The sequence below is a fragment of the Dyella kyungheensis genome (assembly GCF_016905005.1).
Lineage (GTDB): Bacteria > Pseudomonadota > Gammaproteobacteria > Xanthomonadales > Rhodanobacteraceae > Dyella > Dyella kyungheensis.
The window spans coordinates 922,201-935,579 of record NZ_JADIKC010000003.1 but is presented as its reverse complement, the minus strand read 5'-3'; the positions used below and the strand labels follow the sequence as shown (position 1 = coordinate 935,579).

The 13,379-nt window shown below is 63.7% G+C and carries 13 protein-coding genes and 2 tRNA genes; 5 read left to right on the top strand and 10 right to left on the bottom strand.

The window, feature by feature from the left end:
* Positions 1-242 precede the first annotated feature (242 nt).
* The 3 genes from ISP20_RS08930 (at position 243) to ISP20_RS08920 (ending at position 1,644) form a co-directional block, all read left to right on the top strand.
* Positions 243-533 carry a type II toxin-antitoxin system RelE/ParE family toxin gene (locus ISP20_RS08930; protein ID WP_204635679.1) on the top strand — a complete coding sequence of 97 codons (291 nt, stop codon included), beginning with the start codon at positions 243-245 and terminating at the stop codon, positions 531-533.
* 16 nt (positions 534-549) lie between these two features.
* Positions 550-843: an addiction module antidote protein gene (locus ISP20_RS08925; protein WP_204635678.1), complete on the top strand. Its 294-nt coding sequence runs from the start codon at positions 550-552 to the stop codon at positions 841-843.
* A gap of 99 nt (positions 844-942) precedes the next feature.
* Positions 943-1,644, top strand: a complete 702-nt coding sequence (locus ISP20_RS08920; protein WP_204635677.1) for a PP2C family protein-serine/threonine phosphatase — start codon at positions 943-945, stop codon at positions 1,642-1,644.
* 15 nt (positions 1,645-1,659) lie between these two features.
* On the opposite strand, the gene dnaQ is transcribed toward ISP20_RS08920, so the two are convergent.
* The 3 genes from dnaQ to ISP20_RS08905 are packed head-to-tail and all read right to left on the bottom strand — an operon-like array spanning position 1,660 to position 3,533.
* The gene (dnaQ, locus tag ISP20_RS08915) at positions 1,660-2,382 is read right to left on the bottom strand and encodes a DNA polymerase III subunit epsilon (RefSeq protein ID WP_204635676.1); all 723 of its coding nucleotides are present in this window, start codon (positions 2,380-2,382) and stop codon (positions 1,660-1,662) included.
* Entirely contained in the window at positions 2,379-2,822 is a 444-nt protein-coding gene (gene rnhA / locus ISP20_RS08910) for a ribonuclease HI (RefSeq protein ID WP_204635675.1), read from the bottom strand. The genes dnaQ and rnhA overlap by 4 nt, the downstream gene beginning before the upstream one ends.
* Positions 2,823-2,849: 27 nt before the next feature.
* Positions 2,850-3,533 (bottom strand): methyltransferase domain-containing protein, encoded by a 684-nt coding sequence (locus ISP20_RS08905; RefSeq protein WP_204635674.1) that lies wholly within the window; start codon positions 3,531-3,533, stop codon positions 2,850-2,852.
* A gap of 222 nt (positions 3,534-3,755) precedes the next feature.
* Here ISP20_RS08905 and gloB point away from each other — a divergent pair, with 222 nt between their 5' ends.
* Together gloB and ISP20_RS08895 are read left to right on the top strand one after the other, a co-directional pair.
* Positions 3,756-4,520 carry a hydroxyacylglutathione hydrolase gene (gloB, locus tag ISP20_RS08900; RefSeq protein ID WP_204635673.1) on the top strand — a complete coding sequence of 255 codons (765 nt, stop codon included), beginning with the start codon at positions 3,756-3,758 and terminating at the stop codon, positions 4,518-4,520.
* Positions 4,517-5,770 carry a LysM peptidoglycan-binding domain-containing protein gene (locus tag ISP20_RS08895; protein ID WP_338030981.1) on the top strand — a complete coding sequence of 418 codons (1,254 nt, stop codon included), beginning with the start codon at positions 4,517-4,519 and terminating at the stop codon, positions 5,768-5,770. Before gloB ends, ISP20_RS08895 begins: the two co-directional genes overlap by 4 nt.
* Before the next feature lie 81 nt (positions 5,771-5,851).
* On the opposite strand, the gene ISP20_RS08890 is transcribed toward ISP20_RS08895, so the two are convergent.
* From ISP20_RS08890 to clpP, 7 genes are all read right to left on the bottom strand, one after another.
* Positions 5,852-7,756: a SurA N-terminal domain-containing protein gene (locus ISP20_RS08890; protein ID WP_204635672.1), complete on the bottom strand. Its 1,905-nt coding sequence runs from the start codon at positions 7,754-7,756 to the stop codon at positions 5,852-5,854.
* Between the two features lie 89 nt (positions 7,757-7,845).
* Positions 7,846-7,922, bottom strand: a tRNA-Asp gene (locus ISP20_RS08885).
* A 9-nt stretch (positions 7,923-7,931) separates the two neighbouring features.
* A tRNA-Val gene (locus ISP20_RS08880) sits at positions 7,932-8,006 on the bottom strand.
* Between the two features lie 20 nt (positions 8,007-8,026).
* The gene (locus tag ISP20_RS08875; protein WP_019465590.1) at positions 8,027-8,299 is read right to left on the bottom strand and encodes an HU family DNA-binding protein; all 273 of its coding nucleotides are present in this window, start codon (positions 8,297-8,299) and stop codon (positions 8,027-8,029) included.
* A gap of 326 nt (positions 8,300-8,625) precedes the next feature.
* Entirely contained in the window at positions 8,626-11,142 is a 2,517-nt protein-coding gene (lon, locus tag ISP20_RS08870; RefSeq protein ID WP_204635671.1) for an endopeptidase La, read from the bottom strand.
* A 171-nt stretch (positions 11,143-11,313) separates the two neighbouring features.
* The gene (clpX, locus tag ISP20_RS08865; protein WP_204635670.1) at positions 11,314-12,609 is read right to left on the bottom strand and encodes an ATP-dependent Clp protease ATP-binding subunit ClpX; all 1,296 of its coding nucleotides are present in this window, start codon (positions 12,607-12,609) and stop codon (positions 11,314-11,316) included.
* Positions 12,610-12,715: 106 nt separating this feature from the next.
* A complete protein-coding gene (gene clpP / locus ISP20_RS08860) occupies positions 12,716-13,345 on the bottom strand; it encodes an ATP-dependent Clp endopeptidase proteolytic subunit ClpP (RefSeq protein ID WP_204635669.1) in 630 nt (209 codons plus the stop codon).
* Positions 13,346-13,379 lie beyond the last annotated feature (34 nt).

The window sequence follows — 13,379 nt, the reverse complement described above, 5'->3', positions numbered from 1 at the left end:
AGGAACAAATTTGGACAGCCGCAGGCTGGCCCCGCAGCGCGAAGCGCGGAGGGGGTGGGTCCATGGATGGACCCAACAATCCCACCACCTCACCCGTGCCGCGCTTAGCTCTTCTGAGAGCAACTCCCGACAGCCGCGGCACTTCAGCGCGGAGCGCTTAGCCACTTCCTCGCCAAAAGCCTACGCCGCCCATCTGTCCCTGCCAGCTGCGCACCCTGTAGCCCACCGGCTACATTCTGGTTATGCTCGAACTGCGACGGACCGCGGAATACGACCACTGGATGCGCACGCTGCGCGACATTCGGGTGAAGGCTCGAATCAACGCGCGCATCCGTCGACTCACACTGGGAAACCCAGGCCAACACCGCGTCCTGACGGGCGGCATAGTTGAACTGAAGATCGACTGCGGTCCGGGATACCGCGTGTATTACACCAAACGCGGCAGCACGCTCATCATCTTGCTCTGCGGTGGAAACAAAACTTCGCAACAGGCCGACATCGCACACGCGCTGGCGCTCGCAAGCAACCTGTGAAACTGGCAATCAGACGATGAAAAAGACACAAACCTTCCCTTACGACGTAGTTGATTACCTCACCACACCCGAAGACTGCGCCGCTTACCTAGATGCCTGCATCGAGGAAAGCAACGGAGATGCCGCCTTTATCGCTAGAGCGCTTGGCGATATCGCCCGCGCCAAAGGCATGACCCAAGTTGCCAAAGACACCGGCCTCTCCCGCGAAAGCCTCTACAAGGCTCTCTCCGGCGAACGCAACCCCGATTTCGCCACCATCTTGAAGGTGACTCGCGCCGTCGGCGTAAAGCTGCATGCCGCAGCGGCCTAACGCAAACCTGCCGATCCACCCCACTCGAAGCCACAACCTTCTTTACGCATTCATCCCCAATCCGTCATGCTCGCCTCGCACCGCCACACCAGGCACCTCATGATCGAATTCGGACACGGAACCCACGTCGGCCTGCGCCGCACGCGGAACGAAGACACCTACTATGCCGACGCCTCGCTCGGCCTGTTTCTCGTGGCCGACGGCATGGGTGGGCACCAGCACGGTGAAGTGGCGGCCGCGCTCGTGCGCGACGCCGTCGCCGATCTCGTCACCCGTGGACACACCCTGGTGGAAGCGGTTCGCGCAGCCGACGAGCGGCTGATCCAGCACAGCCGCAGCTTCCGCGATCCGCGGCCCATGGGCACCACGATTGCCGCGATCCGCCTGCATGCGGACACCTACGAAGTGGTGTGGGTGGGCGACAGCCGGGTCTATCTCTGGCAGAAAACGCTGCGCCAGGTCAGCCACGATCACTCGCTGGTGCAGGAGCTGGTGGCGGCCGGGACCCTCGATCCCAGGCAGGCGGCGCGGCATCCGCAGCGCAACGTGATCACCCAGGCCCTGGGGATCACGGCGGCCGAGCAACTGCACATCGGCATGGCGCGGGGCAAGCTCGAACACGGCATGTGTTTCCTGCTCTGCAGCGACGGGCTTACCGAGGAAGTGGACGACGGCATCATCGCGAACGTCGTCTCGCGCCAGGATCTCTCGGCGCAGGAGAGTGCGGAGCATTTGCTGCTCGCGGCACTCGATGGCGGCGGCAGCGACAACGTCACCATCATTCTCGCCCGCGTCAACTGACGCGGGCGCCAGCCTTCAGTTGACCGTAGCCGCCTCTTCGCGGCGCCACACGGATACACCGCCCGCGCTCTTGTCCAACCCATCGAGACGTTTCTCGTGCGTGGCGACTTCGTCCGCATTGGCGCGCAGCACACGGGGGCGATGCTCGAGCACCATCGGCGTCAGCGTCGCCGATACAGCCTGCTCGTGCCCTCCCTCGAAGCCCAGATCCAGCACGACCTGGCCCGAGGTCATGGCGATATAGACGTCCGCCAGCAACTGCGCGTCGATCAGGCCGCCGTGCAGGTCGCGCGCGGAGTTGTCGACGCCCAGGCGTTTGCACAATGCGTCGAGGCTGTTGCGCTGGCCGGGATAGCGCTCGCGCGCCATCATCAGCGTATCGAGCACGCTGCAGCGGTCTTCCAGGCGTCCGAACGATTCACCCAGGCGCGCCAGCTCGCCATTGATGAAGCCCACGTCGAACGTCGCGTTGTGGATGATCAACTCGGCGCCATCGACGAAGGCGAGGAATTCTTCCACCACCTCCGCAAAGCGCGGCTTGTCGAGCAGGAATTCATCCTCGATGCCGGTCACCTGCCGCGCACCTTCATCGATGGCGCGATCGGGGTTGAGGTAGGTCTGGTAGTACTTGCCGGTGGGACGACGCTCGATCATCTCCACGCAGGCGATTTCGATCAGGCGATGGCCCTGACGGACTTCGAGACCGGTGGTCTCGGTATCCAGCACGATCTGCCTCATGGCTTGCTCCTGAACTGCTCGGCCTGTTCGCGCGCCGCCACATCGACGCGCTCGTTTTCCGCATGGCCGTTATGACCCTTCACCCATTGCCAGCGCACCTGGTGCATCTGCGTCGCGCTGGACAAGCGTTCCCACAGGTCCTGGTTCTTCACCGGTTTCTTGTCCGCGGTTTTCCAGCCGTTGGCGCGCCACTTGGGTACCCATTCCTCGATGCCCTGCATCACGTAGCGCGAGTCGGTGGTGAGCGCGACCTTGCACGGACGCGTCAACGCCTCGAGCGCGCCGATGGCGGCCATGAGTTCCATCCGATTATTGGTGGTGGCTGGCTCACCACCTGAGAGCATGCGCTCGGTGCCCTTGGCGCGCAGCAGTGCGGCCCAGCCGCCCGGCCCTGGATTGCCGAGGCATGCGCCGTCGGTAAAAGCTTCCACTTCAGTCATTGTCACCATCGATCGATTTGCGAAAAATCAGGATGCCGCATTGCGTCGGGCACCCGGTGCCAGGCCAACGTTGACGGTGGCCGGCATGGTCTTGGGTTTCAGTCGGATCGGTGTGGCCATGCGACGGCGCTTGCGCGCGATCAGCAGATAGCCGCCCCCCAAGGCGCGCGTCGCGTCGACGCCGGCATGGCTGCCGGGCCACATCCGCCCGACGCGTTCGATGCGCTCGATTTCCAGTTCGCGCCGGCGCACCCAGCGCTCCAGCAGCAGCGGCGCATGCATCGCGGGAGCGCGACCGCGCGTACGCCACATCATCCACGGTAGCCATGCGCTGAAGGGGTGCAGTCCGGTCACGGCGAGCACGCCGCCGGGCGCCAGCACGCGCGAGGCCTCTTCCAGCATCTCCTGTGGCGTGCTGGACACTTCGAGTGCGTGGCGCAACAGCACCAGGTCGAACGCATCGTCGAGGAACGGCAGCGCTTCGTCCGTGCGCGCGGTCAGATCGCCCCCGTAGTGCTGTCCGGTCATGCTCAGCCGGGTCCAGTTGCCCAGCAAGGGCAGCACCGGCGGCTGGTCGTCCATGGCGGCGCTCACCAGCAGCGCGTGGGTGCCGCTGCAGCGCTGCAGCCCCGGCGCCAGCGCGACGGTCTCTTCGGCCAGCAGACGGCGCAACGGAGCACTGCTGTAGATGTCTTGATCACGCTGAGACATGGAGGGCCGGCCGGTCGTATCGATGTCGACAGTGTAGCGGCAGCCCGCCGACAACGTGTCCTGGTCGACACCGATAACCGGGCCGCCCACGCAAGTCTGAACTGCCCGATTGACGGTTAACGTCTCACTAACGAGCGAGCCAACTTGGGGCCTTATAGTCGGGCACTTCCGCAGGCCTGGATGGCCTGCGTCAGCTGATTCGCTTCCGCGGAGGACGACTCCTTGCAAGTCGTACCGTTACCGGCGCTTGCCGACAACTACATCTGGGTGCTGCACGACGACGATGGCCAGGCCATCGTGGTTGATCCCGGCGAAGCCCAGCCGGTCGAGGCAGCCCTCAAGCAGAGGGATCTGCAGCTTCGCGCCATCCTGCTCACGCATCACCACCACGACCATATCGGCGGCGTGGATGCCCTGCTCGCGCGAAACGACGTGCCCGTCTACGCGCCGCATGACGAGCGCATCACTCAGGCGACGCATCGCGTAAGTAACGGCGACGTCGTGGTACTCGCCTCGCCTGCCTCGCGCTTCCTCGTGCTCGCCGTTCCCGGGCACACCACCACGCATATCGCCTATACCGGCGAAGGCGTGCTGCTTTGTGGCGACACACTCTTCAGCATGGGCTGCGGACGCCTGTTCGAAGGCACGCCCGCGCAAATGTTGGCGTCGCTCGATCGCCTGGCGACGCTGCCGGGCAACACGCTGGTCTGCTCCGCCCACGAATACACCGCGGCCAATGGGCGCTTCGCGCAGACCATCGAGCCGGACAATGCCGCGCTCGCCGCGCGCCAACAGGAAGTTGCCGCGCTGCGTGCGCGCAACCAGCCCAGCCTTCCGGTCGCGTTGTCGACCGAGCAGGCGACCAACCCGTTCCTTCGCACGGACAACGATGCCGTGATCGCCTGGAGTCGACGCCACGGCGTTGAAGGCGACCGCGTGGCGCGTTTCGCGGCGTTGCGGGCCAACAAGGACGTATTCACCGGATGAAGACCAGCCGACGCCTTCGCCCACTGCCGCTCGCCACTTCGATGTTCCTGGCAGCGTGTGCATCGGGACCCGCACAGAAACCCGCGCAAGCGCCGGCTCCCGCGCCAGCCCCACACGTCGAGACGTCGCACACGGTGGCACCCTCGCGCCCCACGCCGGTGGCGAACAGCGCGGTCGACGACGGCAATATCTGGCAGAACCTGCGCAACAGTTTCGCCATGGCCGATTGCGACGCCGACCCGAATATCCTCGCCTGGGCGCGCCGCTACACCAGCAACCCGCAGCGCTTCGAAGATCAGCTCGCCGCCGCCGCACCGCGACTGGCCTACGTGCAGCAGGTGGCCGAGCGACATCACGTGGCCGGCGAATTCGCCCTCGTGCCCTGGGTCGAAAGCCAGTATCGGCCGGTTTATGGCGCCAAGGGCATGCCCTCGGGCATGTGGCAGATCATGCCGTCGACCGCCAATGCCATGGGCATACGCGTCGACAAGAATTTCGATGGACGCCTGGACGTGCCGGCGGCCACGGACGCCATCATGGCGTTGCTCAGCCGCTACCACGACGATCTCGGCGACTGGCGACTGGTGGACTACGCGTTCAACGCGGGCGAATTCGGCATCAAGCGCGTCGTCAGCCAGCATGGCTCGCCGCCGGACGAGCCAGTCATCCCGAAGATGCCGGTGAAGCCGGTGACGCGCGAGCACCTGGTCAAGCTGCTTGCCATCGCTTGCGTGATCCGCGAGCCGGATCGCTTCGACGTCAGCCTGCCCTCGCTTCCCTCCGAACAGCGACTGGTGAAGGTGGAGATCGACAACTCGATGCCGATTGCGCGCGCCGCCAGCCACGCCGGCATGTCGCCAGACGATTTGAAGGACATCAATGCCGCGTTCCGCAACGGCGTGATCGATACGAAGGCATCGCCTTACGTGATGCTCCCCAGCAACAAGGTGGAGCAGTTCCGCAATGCCCTGACCGCCGAGAACAACGGCAATGCCCAGAGCGTGCCCGGCACCGCAACGCTGCCGCCGCTGGGCGCCGCCCTCAGCGCAGCCGACGGTGACGACGGCGCAAGCCCGGACAAGCGCAGCGCATCGACCTCGAACCGCACGCACACGGTCAAGTCCGGCGAGAGCCTGTGGTCAATCGCAAAGCGCTACTCGGTCGACATCAAGCAGCTGCAGCAGTGGAATCACCTGGCAGGAGCCGTGGTCAAGCCGGGCCAGGTGTTGAAGGTCAGCGCGCCGGGCTGACGCAGACAGGCGACGGCTTCTTGCGACAAAAAAAAAGGGCGACCCTCGGGCCGCCCTTTTCATTTGCAACGCAAGCGCTGCTTACATGCGATCAGTCGCGATCTTGATATCGGTCTTCGCCTTCAACGCATCGATGTAAGCCTGCGTGGCGAGGATGCCGTACGCCTGCGCCATCTGGTCGCGCAACGTGCTGCGCTGTTCCGCCGATACCTTGCTCAGGTCGCCGTCCTGCACCTTGTCCACGCCGACCAGCGCGAAGTTGCCATCCGGCAGGGAGACGCGGCCGAACTCCGCCTTGCCGGCGGCCGGATGCGGCAGCAGGAAGGCCTGCAGCAGCACTTCCGGAGCCACGCCCTGCTGCATGCGCACGGCATCGGCCACGACCTGCACCGTCGCACCCGACGAGCTGGCGACGGCCTGCATGTCTTCGCCCTTCTGCAGGCGAGCCAGCAGTGCGTCGGCGCGCTTCTGTTCCTCGGCCGCAGCGCGCTCGTCGAGGATCTTCTGGCGCACCTGGTCGCGCACCTCGGCCAGCGGACGCGCCGCTGCCGGCACGTGCTTGTCCACGCGCACCACGACGGCGTGATCGTTGCCCAGATCGATCAGGCCCGAATTGTTGCCCTGGAGCAGCACGTCATCGGAGAAGGCCGCCTGGACCAGCTTCGGATCGGCCGCGATGCCCTGGCCGCCCTTGCGCGAGAACAGCTCGGTGGTCTTCACCGGCAGGTTCAGTGCCTGCGCGGCCGTGTCCAGCGTCGAGGGGTTCTGGTAGGTCTGGTCGGTGAGCTTGCCAGCCAGTTCGTTGTACTGGCGGTCGCGCTCGGTGGTCAGGTAATCCTTGGCGATCTGATCGCGCACTTCGGCGAACGGCTTGGCGTCGCCGCTGCGCACATCGCGCAGCCACAGCACGTGATAACCCTCGTCGGACAGCACCGGCTTGGAAATCTGGCCCTTCTGCAGAGCGAACAGCGCGGAGTCGAACGAAGCGTTGGTGACACCCTTCTCCAGCCAGCCCAGGTCGCCGCCCGAACGCTTCGAACCCAGGTCGTCCGAATCCTGCGTGGCGAGCTTGGCGAAATTGTCGGGCGTGGCTTCCGCGGCGATCTTCTCGGCCTTGGCCAGCGCGGCCTTCTGCTGGTCCGGCGTGGCGTTCTTGGGCACGTTCACCAGGATGTGCGAAACCAGTCGCTGCTCGGGCTGCACGAAGCGCTGCTTCTGGTCTTCGTAGCGCTTCTTCAGCTCGTCTTCGCTGGGCTGCGCATCGATCTTGAAATCGGCGCCGTTGACTTCGATGTACTTCACCGAGACCTGCTCGGGATTCATGAAGTCGGCTTGGTGTTCCTTGTAGAAGCCATCGAGCTGCGCGTCGGTCACCTCGGTATCGGTGAGTGTCGGACGCGGCACCGAGAACCAGCGCAGGTCGCGGCGCTGGTACAGCAGGTTGAGGTAACGCTCCATGTCGGCATCGGTGACGATGGTGCTGGCGATGATGGCGCGCGGCAGCAGGCCCGGTTCGAGCGAGGCGCGCTGGCTGTTCTCGAACATCGCCGGGGTCATGTTCTGCGCGGCGAGGATGGCGCGATAGGTGGCCGGATCGAACTGGCCGTTGACCTGGAATGCCTGCTGCGTGGCAATGCGATCGCGCAGTTCCACGCTGGAAACCTTCAGGCCCAGCGTCTCGTTGGTCTGACGCAACAGCTGCTCGTTGATCAGCTGATCGAGGATCTGGCGCTTGACTTCCGGCTTCTCGAATTCGGCGCCGTCGAACTGGTCGCCTGCGCGGGCAGCGGCGTCGCGGCGCGCCTCGTTGATGCGGTCCTGGAAGTCGCGCTGGCTGATTTCATGCTTGCCGACCATCGCGACGTAGGTGTCGTTGCGCGTCGCGAAATACGATTCGATGCCGAAAAACGAGATGGCGAAGACGCAGATACCCAGAATGACGATGGATGGCCATCCTTGAAGCTTGGTACGCAATGTCTGCAGCATGGAGATAGTCCCGGCTCTCGTTGTTCGGCGCACTTCAAGTGCGGAGTACTCAAATGGCAAGGGCGCCACACGGGCGCCCTTGCGAACAGTGGCGGAGCGGACGGGACTCGAACCCGCGACCTCCGGCGTGACAGGCCAGCATTCTAACCGACTGAACTACCGCTCCACTTTTTTCTGGTGGGTGCTGTAGGGATCGAACCTACGACCCTCGCCTTGTAAGGGCGACGCTCTACCGCTGAGCTAAGCACCCGAAACTAAGCAAGTAGCCGCTTAGTTTAGGGCATCCTTGAGGGTCTTGCCAGCCTTGAACGCCGGGACCTTCGAGGCCTTGATCTTGATCGTCTCATTGGTGCGCGGGTTACGGCCGGTACGGGCAGCGCGCTTGCGCACGGTGAAGGTGCCAAAGCCGACCACCGAGACGTCGTCACCCTTCTTCAGCGCCTTCTGCACGGTCTCGAAGAACGCTTCGAGAGCACGGCCGGCGTCAGCCTTGGTGAGTTCGGCCTTCTCGGCAATGGCATTGATCAGATCGGTTTTATTCATTGAGACACTCCCTTAAACGGTTATGCAGCCCGCATGGTCATTCTGGGACCAGGCGACGTCACCTCGTGGCAGACATCGGGGACATCACCAAGCAATCCCGCATCACTGCGCACCATGCTTGGCGTCAGGCTGCGGTGTCGCCTTTATACCAGTGGCCCCAAGGGTCCGCAATGACAAGCAATACCAAGGGTTCGCGCGGTTCAGCATGGTTCGCAAACGCTTGCAAAGTATGGTCTGAAACGTTATGCGCCCTGAGCATTTTCTGAGCCGTTCCGGACACGAAAACGGGCGGTTGCCCGCCCGTCATCGGTGACGCCGATCACGGATCAGTGAGGTCGCGTGTACGACTCCTGGTCCTGCGTCTCCTCGTGCGGCGCTTCCACCTTCGGCTTGTCGCCGTCGCCGGCCTGGCGGGGGTGAAGCGGACGCTCCAGCGCGATATCCAGCACTTCGTCGATCCAGCGCACCGGATGGATGTCCAGCGACGCGGTGATGTTGTCCGGTATGTCGGCCAGATCCTTCTTGTTTTCGTCCGGAATGATCACCGTGGTGATGCCGCCGCGATGCGCCGCCAGCAGCTTCTCCTTGAGACCGCCGATCGGCAGCACGCGACCGCGCAACGTGATCTCGCCGGTCATGGCGACCTCGGAACGCACCGGCACCTTGGTCAGCGCCGAGACCAGCGCGGTGCACATGGCAATGCCTGCGCTGGGACCGTCCTTGGGCGTCGCGCCTTCCGGCACGTGGATGTGGATGTCGTATTTCTCGTGGAAATCGGCCTCGACACCCAGGCGCTCGGCACGGGCCCGCACCACCGACAGCGCGGCCTGGATGGACTCCTTCATCACGTCGCCGAGCTGCCCCGTGTTGATCAAGCGGCCCTTGCCCGGGACCACCGACGCTTCGATGCTGAGCAGGTCGCCGCCCACCTGGGTCCAGGCAAGCCCGGTGACCAGACCCACTTCGTTCTGCAATTCCTTGCGACCGAAGTCGAAACGACGCACGCCCAGGTACTGCTCGAGATTGCCCGAATCGACGGCGACGCGACCCGGCGTCTTGGCCTTCGATTTGGCCGTCTTTACGGCCGTCACGGCCTTCTTGCTTTCGCCCTTGGCGGCAGCCTTCTTCACCTGGCCCAGGGTCAGTTCCTTGACCACCTTGCGGCAGATCTTGGAGATCTCGCGCTCGAGGTTGCGCACGCCCGACTCGCGCGTGTAGTAACGCACGATATCGCGCACGGCCTCTTCGTCGACGCTGAGCTCTTCGGGCTTGAGGCCGTTCGCCTTCAGCTGCTTGGGCAGCAGGTATTTCTGCGCGATGCCGAGCTTCTCGTCCTCGGTGTAACCCGGGATGCGGATGACTTCCATGCGGTCGAGCAGCGGGCCCGGGATGTTCAGCGAGTTGGCCGTGGCCACCCACATCACTTCGGACAGGTCGAGGTCGACTTCAAGGTAGTGATCGTTGAAGGCGTGGTTCTGCTCGGGATCGAGCACTTCCAACAGGGCCGACGACGGATCGCCGCGGAAATCCATCGACATCTTGTCGATCTCGTCCAGCACGAACAGCGGATTCTTCGAACCCACCTTGTTCAAGTTCTGCACGATGCGACCCGGCATCGAGCCGATGTAGGTGCGGCGATGGCCGCGGATCTCGGCCTCGTCACGCACGCCACCGAGGCTCATGCGAACGAATTTGCGATTGGTGGCCTTGGCGATCGACTGACCCAGCGAGGTCTTGCCTACGCCCGGCGGGCCGACCAGGCACAGGATCGGGCCCTTCATGGTGTTCACGCGCTGCTGCACGGCGAGGTATTCAAGGATGCGCTCCTTGACCTTCTCCAGGCCGAAGTGATCGGCGTCGAGCACGTCCTGCGCGAGCTGCAGGTCCTTGCGCACCTTGCTGCGCTTTTTCCACGGCACGCCAACCAGCCAGTCCAGGTAGTTGCGCACCACCGTGGCTTCGGCCGACATCGGCGACATCTGGCGCAGCTTGCCGAATTCCTGGCGCGCCTTGACCAGCACCGGCTTGGGCATGCCGGCGGCTTCAATCTTCTTCTGCAGCTCTTCGATTTCGTTCGGGCCTTCCTCGCTCTCGCCGAGCTCCTTCTGGATGGCCTTCATCTGTTCGTTGAGGTAGTACTCGCGCTGGCTCTTCTCCATCTGCGACTTGACGCGGCCGCGGATGCGCTTTTCCACCTGCTGCAAATCCATTTCGCCGTCGACCAGGCCGATCAGCAGCTCGAGGCGCTGGCCCACGTCGGAGGTTTCCAGCACGCGCTGCTTGTCCGCCATGCGCACGGACAAATGCGCCGCGATCGAATCGGCGACCCGCGACGGGTCATCGATGCCAGACAGCGTCGCCAGCACTTCCGGCGGCAGCTTGCGGCTCTGCTTGACCAGTTGCTCGAACAGCGAGATCAGCGTGCGCGACACCACGTCGAGCTCGCGCTCCTTGGAGCTGTATACCGGCTCGATCACGCGCGACGTCGCGGTGAGCATGCCGCCGTCTTCGTTGTAGTTCTCGATCTCCACGCGCGACTGGCCCTCGACCAGCACCTTCACGGTGCCATCGGGAAGCTTCAGCAGCTGCAGCACGCCGGCGAGCGTGCCGATCTGATGGAGGTCGCTGATCTTGGGATCGTCGATGTCCGGGCTTTTCTGCGCCACCAGCAGGATCTGACGCTCGCCCTCCATCGCGCGCTCCAGCGCACGCATGGATTTGTCACGTCCGACGAACAGCGGAATGACCATATGGGGATAAACCACCACGTCACGCAACGGCAACACTGGCAGAGCGTCCAGCGTGGCACCGGTGGCTTGGGGATTGGAGGCGGTCTTTGCCATCGAAGAGAATCTCTCGTGATGAGTCGTCTTTGCACCGACACTGCGCCGCGTGCATCTGTACGTCAAGTGGTGGCTTTTGGGCGCTCACTCAAGTGTATGAAGGGCCACAAAAACAAAATGGCCCCGGCATTTCTGCCGGGGCCATGCGATGCACTACGGCCTTTGGACTGCTTAGGCGGCGTCGCCGCCCTCACCTGCCGCGCGCGACTGCTTGAGGTTGCCGCGATAGATCAGATACGGCTCGGCCTGGCCCTCGATCACGGCATCGTCGACCACGACCTTGCTGACGTGCTCCAGCGACGGCAGCTCGTACATGGTGTCGAGCAGCACCTGCTCGAGAATGGTGCGCAGGCCGCGTGCGCCGGTCTTGCGCTTCAGTGCCTTGCGGGCAATCGCCTGCAGCGCTTCCGGGCGGAACTCAAGTTCCACGCCTTCCATCTCGAACAGCTTCTTGAACTGCTTGGTGACGGCATTCTTCGGCTCGGTGAGGATCTTCACCAGCGCGGGCTCGTCCAGCTCATCGAGCGTGGCGACCACCGGCAGGCGGCCGACGAATTCCGGGATCAGGCCGTAACGCACCAGATCGGAAGGCTCGACGTCCGAAAGCACCTTGCCGAGATTTTCGCGGCGTTCCTTGCTGCGCACTTCGGCAGAGAAGCCGATGCCCGTGGTCTCGGAGCGCTGCTGGATCACCTTCTCGAGGCCGGCGAATGCGCCGCCGCAAATGAACAGGATGTTCTTGGTGTCCACCTGCAGGAATTCCTGCTGCGGATGCTTGCGACCGCCCTGCGGCGGCACCGAAGCGAGCGTGCCTTCTATCAGCTTCAGCAGTGCCTGCTGCACGCCTTCGCCCGACACGTCGCGGGTGATCGACGGGTTCTCGCTCTTGCGCGAAATCTTGTCGATTTCGTCGATGTAGACGATGCCCGACTGCGCCTTGTCGACGTCGTAGTCGCACTTCTGCAACAGTTTCTGGATGATGTTTTCCACGTCCTCGCCCACGTAACCGGCTTCGGTCAGCGTGGTGGCGTCGGCGATGGTGAACGGCACGTTGAGCAGGCGCGCCAGCGTCTCGGCCAGCAGCGTCTTGCCCGAACCGGTGGGGCCGATCAGGAGAATATTGGACTTGCCCAGCTCCACTTCGTCGCTCTTGGAACGCGACTCCATGCGCTTGTAGTGGTTGTACACGGCGACCGCGAGCGCCTTCTTGGCGCGGGTCTGGCCGACCACGTACTGGTCGAGCGTTTCCATGATCTCGCGCGGCTTGGGCAGCTGGCTGCGCCCGGAGGCGGCCTTTTCCTCAAGCTCTTCGCGGATGATGTCGTTGCACAGCTCTACGCACTCGTCGCAAATGAACACGGACGGGCCCGCGATCAGCTTGCGCACTTCATGCTGGCTCTTGCCGCAGAAGGAGCAGTAGAGAATCTTGCCGCTGTCGTTGGAACGGCCCTGCCGATCGTCGCTCATGCCTGGATCCTGCTGATAAATCGATTGCGGTTTGAGAATAGCACAGCGTTCCGCGTCTGCAGCGAGACGCGGAACGGCTTGCAAACCTGGTACCAGGTGCCTGAAATCAGCTCGATTTCACCGTTTCGAGGGCGCGACGGTCAAGGACTTGATCAATAAGGCCGTATTCCTTGGCGGCCTCGGCGCTCATGAAGCGATCGCGCTCCATGTCCCGCTCGATCTTGTCCAGCGGCTGGCCGGTATGCTGAACGTAGATATCGTTCAGGCGGCGACGCAGGTACAGGATTTCCTGGGCCTGGATCTCGATATCGGTAGCCTGGCCGCGGGCGCCGCCCGACGGCTGGTGGATCATCACGCGCGAGTTGGGCAAGGAATAGCGCTTGCCCTTGGCGCCAGCCATCAGCAACAGCGACGCGGCGCTGCAGGCCTGGCCGATGCACATGGTGCTGACGTCGGGCTTGATGAACTGCATGGTGTCGTAGATCGCCAGACCGGCGGTGACGGCACCGCCCGGGCTGTTGATGTACAGATGGATGTCCTTGTCCGGATTTTCCGATTCAAGGAACAGCATCTGCGCGACCAGCAGGTTGGCCACCTGATCGTTCACCTCGCCCACAAGGAAGATCACGCGCTCCTTCAGGAGGCGCGAATAGATGTCGTACGAGCGCTCGCCGCGAGCGGTCTGCTCGACGACGATCGGTACCAGGTTGAGGTTTTGGATCGGGTCCATAGCCATGCGTGTCGCTCTCCGGTGTATTGGCCTGAAGAAT

Coding starts and splice junctions, on each gene's coding strand:
- clpX (WP_204635670.1), bottom strand. CDS start 12,609: ATGAGCGACGATCGGCAGGGCCGTTCCAACGACAGCGGCAAGATTCTC.
- ISP20_RS08905 (WP_204635674.1), bottom strand. CDS start 3,533: ATGTCTCAGCGTGATCAAGACATCTACAGCAGTGCTCCGTTGCGCCGT.
- ISP20_RS08895 (WP_338030981.1), top strand. CDS start 4,517: ATGAAGACCAGCCGACGCCTTCGCCCACTGCCGCTCGCCACTTCGATG.
- dnaQ (WP_204635676.1), bottom strand. CDS start 2,382: ATGAGGCAGATCGTGCTGGATACCGAGACCACCGGTCTCGAAGTCCGT.
- lon (WP_204635671.1), bottom strand. CDS start 11,142: ATGGCAAAGACCGCCTCCAATCCCCAAGCCACCGGTGCCACGCTGGAC.
- clpP (WP_204635669.1), bottom strand. CDS start 13,345: ATGGCTATGGACCCGATCCAAAACCTCAACCTGGTACCGATCGTCGTC.
- rnhA (WP_204635675.1), bottom strand. CDS start 2,822: ATGACTGAAGTGGAAGCTTTTACCGACGGCGCATGCCTCGGCAATCCA.
- ISP20_RS08890 (WP_204635672.1), bottom strand. CDS start 7,756: ATGCTGCAGACATTGCGTACCAAGCTTCAAGGATGGCCATCCATCGTC.
- ISP20_RS08875 (WP_019465590.1), bottom strand. CDS start 8,299: ATGAATAAAACCGATCTGATCAATGCCATTGCCGAGAAGGCCGAACTC.
- ISP20_RS08930 (WP_204635679.1), top strand. CDS start 243: ATGCTCGAACTGCGACGGACCGCGGAATACGACCACTGGATGCGCACG.
- ISP20_RS08925 (WP_204635678.1), top strand. CDS start 550: ATGAAAAAGACACAAACCTTCCCTTACGACGTAGTTGATTACCTCACC.
- ISP20_RS08920 (WP_204635677.1), top strand. CDS start 943: ATGATCGAATTCGGACACGGAACCCACGTCGGCCTGCGCCGCACGCGG.